Here is a 2,984-nt window from a genome sequence, read left to right on the forward strand (position 1 = left end):
CTCTAGATCTTTGAAAACTGCACAGCAAGGGTAAGAAAAACTACAAGATCAAGCTATAAAGGGCGCAAGGTGGATGCCTTGGCACCAGGAGCCGAAGAAGGACGTGGTAAGCTGCGAAAAGCTACGGGTAGTCGCAAACAGACAGTGAACCGTAGATATCCGAATGGGGGAACCCGTATGGTAAACACCATACATCCTTAACTGAACAAAATAGGTTAAGGAGGGCAGACCCGGGGAACTGAAACATCTAAGTACCCGGAGGAAGAGAAAGAATAATCGATTTCCTAAGTAGCGGCGAGCGAAAGGGAAAGAGCCCAAACCAGAGGAAACTCTGGGGTTGAGGACAGGTCATGAATTAGGAGGTAACCTAGCTGAAGAGGACTGGAAAGTCCGGCCACAGAAGGTAAAAGCCCTGTAGGCGAAAGGAGAAGACCTAAGACCTGATCCAGAGTACCGCGGGACACGAGGAATCCTGTGGGAAGCAGGGTGGACCACCACCCAAGGCTAAATACTCCCTGGTGACCGATAGCGAAGAGTACCGTGAGGGAAAGGTGAAAAGAACCCCGGGAGGGGAGTGAAAGAGAACCTGAAACCTTGTGCCTACAAGCAGTCGGAGCTCGTTAAGGAGTGACGGCGTGCTTTTTGTAGAACGAGCCAGCGAGTTACGATATGTAGCGAGGTTAAGCACTTAAGGTGTGGAGCCGAAGGGAAACCGAGTCTTAATAGGGCGATAAGTTACATGTCGTAGACCCGAAACCGGGTGACCTATCCATGGACAGGGTGAAGACAAGGTAAAACTTGTCGGAGGCCCGAACCGCGTTGGTGTTGAAAAACCATGGGATGAGCTGTGGATAGCGGAGAAATTCCAATCGAACTCGGAGATAGCTGGTTCTCCCCGAAATAGCTTTAGGGCTAGCCTCAGGGCGTAAGTTTGGGAGGTAGAGCACTGAATGGGCTAGGGGCCGTCCAGGTTACCGAACCCTATCAAACTCCGAATGCCGAAACTGAGACCCTGGGAGTCAGACTACGAGTGATAAGATCCGTGGTCAAGAGGGAAACAGCCCAGACCACCAGCTAAGGTCCCGAAGTGCATGTTAAGTGGGAAAGGATGTGGGATCTCCAAGACAACCAGGATGTTGGCTTAGAAGCAGCCATACATTTAAAGAGTGCGTAATAGCTCACTGGTCGAGAGGTCCTGCGCCGAAGATTACCGGGGCTAAAACATGACACCGAAGCTGTGGATGCTTAGGCATGGTAGGGGAGCGTCGTATATGGGTAGAAGCATAACCGGAAGGATATGTGGACTGTATACGAGAGAGAATGCTGGCATAAGTAGCGAGAAGTAGGTGAGAATCCTACTCGCCGAAAACCTAAGGTTTCCTGGGGAAGGTTCGTCCGCCCAGGGTTAGTCGGGACCTAAGCCGAGGCCGAAAGGCGTAGGTGATGGACAATCGGTTGAAATTCCGATACCACCTTAGACCGTTTGAGAGAAGGGGTGACGCAGGAGGATAGGCAGAGCGCATGGATGGTAGAGTGCGTCCAAGGCATGAGGCATGCCATACAGGCAAATCCGTATGGCTAAGCGAGGTGCTGAAGGGGAGCCGCAAGGCGAAGCTGCTGATTTCACACTGCCAAGAAAAGCCTCTATCGAGGGATAAGGTGCCCGTACCGCAAACCGACACAGGTAGGTGAGGAGAGAATCCTAAGGCGAGCGAGAGAACCCTCGTTAAGGAACTCGGCAAATTGACCCCGTAACTTAGGGAGAAGGGGTGCTCGAGAGAGCCGCAGAGAATAGGCCCAAGCGACTGTTTAGCAAAAACACAGGTCTCTGCTAAGTCGAAAGACGAAGTATAGGGGCTGACGCCTGCCCGGTGCTGGAAGGTTAAGGGGAAGAGTGAGAGCTTTGAACCGAAGCCCCAGTAAACGGCGGCCGTAACTATAACGGTCCTAAGGTAGCGAAATTCCTTGTCGGGTAAGTTCCGACCCGCACGAATGGCGTAACGACTTGGGCGCTGTCTCGACGAGGGACTCGGCGAAATTGTAGTACCGGTGAAGATGCCGGTTACCCGCGATTGGACGGAAAGACCCCGTAGAGCTTTACTGTAGCTTAGCATTGAGTTTTGGTATTGTCTGTACAGGATAGGTGGGAGACTGAGAGGTAATGTCGCCAGGCATTACGGAGTCGACGTTGGGATACCACCCTGATGATACTGAAGCTCTAACCGGAGGCTTTGAAGCAAGTCACGGGACATTGCTAGGTGGGCAGTTTGACTGGGGCGGTCGCCTCCTAAAAAGTAACGGAGGCGCCCAAAGGTTCCCTCAGCGCGGTTGGAAATCGCGCGAAGAGTGTAAAGGCAGAAGGGAGCTTGACTGAGAGAGAGACATCTCGAACAGGGACGAAAGTCGGGCTTAGTGATCCGGTGGTTCTGAGTGGAAGGGCCATCGCTCAACGGATAAAAGCTACCTCGGGGATAACAGGCTGATCTCCCCCAAGAGTCCACATCGACGGGGAGGTTTGGCACCTCGATGTCGGCTCGTCGCATCCTGGGGCTGAAGTAGGTCCCAAGGGTTGGGCTGTTCGCCCATTAAAGCGGCACGCGAGCTGGGTTCAGAACGTCGTGAGACAGTTCGGTCCCTATCCGTCGCGGGCGCAGGAAATTTGAGAGGAGCTGTCCTTAGTACGAGAGGACCGGGATGGACGAACCTCTGGTGCACCAGTTGTCATGCCAATGGCACAGCTGGGTAGCCATGTTCGGAAGGGATAAGCGCTGAAGGCATCTAAGCGCGAAGCCCCCCTCAAGATGAGATTTCCCATGCGAAAGCAGTAAGACTCCTTGAAGAACACAAGGTAGATAGGCCAGGGGTGAAAGCGTCGTGAGGCGTTAAGCTGACTGGTACTAATAGGTCGAGGGCTTGATCAAGAATGCTGTGCAGTTTTCAAAGGAATATCCGGTGGTGATGGAGGTAGGGAAACACCCGTTCCC

General features: G+C 53.1%; 1 rRNA gene. It reads left to right on the forward strand.

Annotated elements, in window-relative coordinates:
• Nucleotides 1-46 precede the first annotated feature (46 nt).
• Nucleotides 47-2,921: ribosomal RNA gene (locus ABG79_RS12065) — 23S ribosomal RNA — on the forward strand.
• The last annotated feature ends 63 nt before the right edge of the window (nucleotides 2,922-2,984 follow it).

The organism is Caloramator mitchellensis (assembly GCF_001440545.1).
GTDB lineage: Bacteria > Bacillota > Clostridia > Clostridiales > Caloramatoraceae > Caloramator > Caloramator mitchellensis.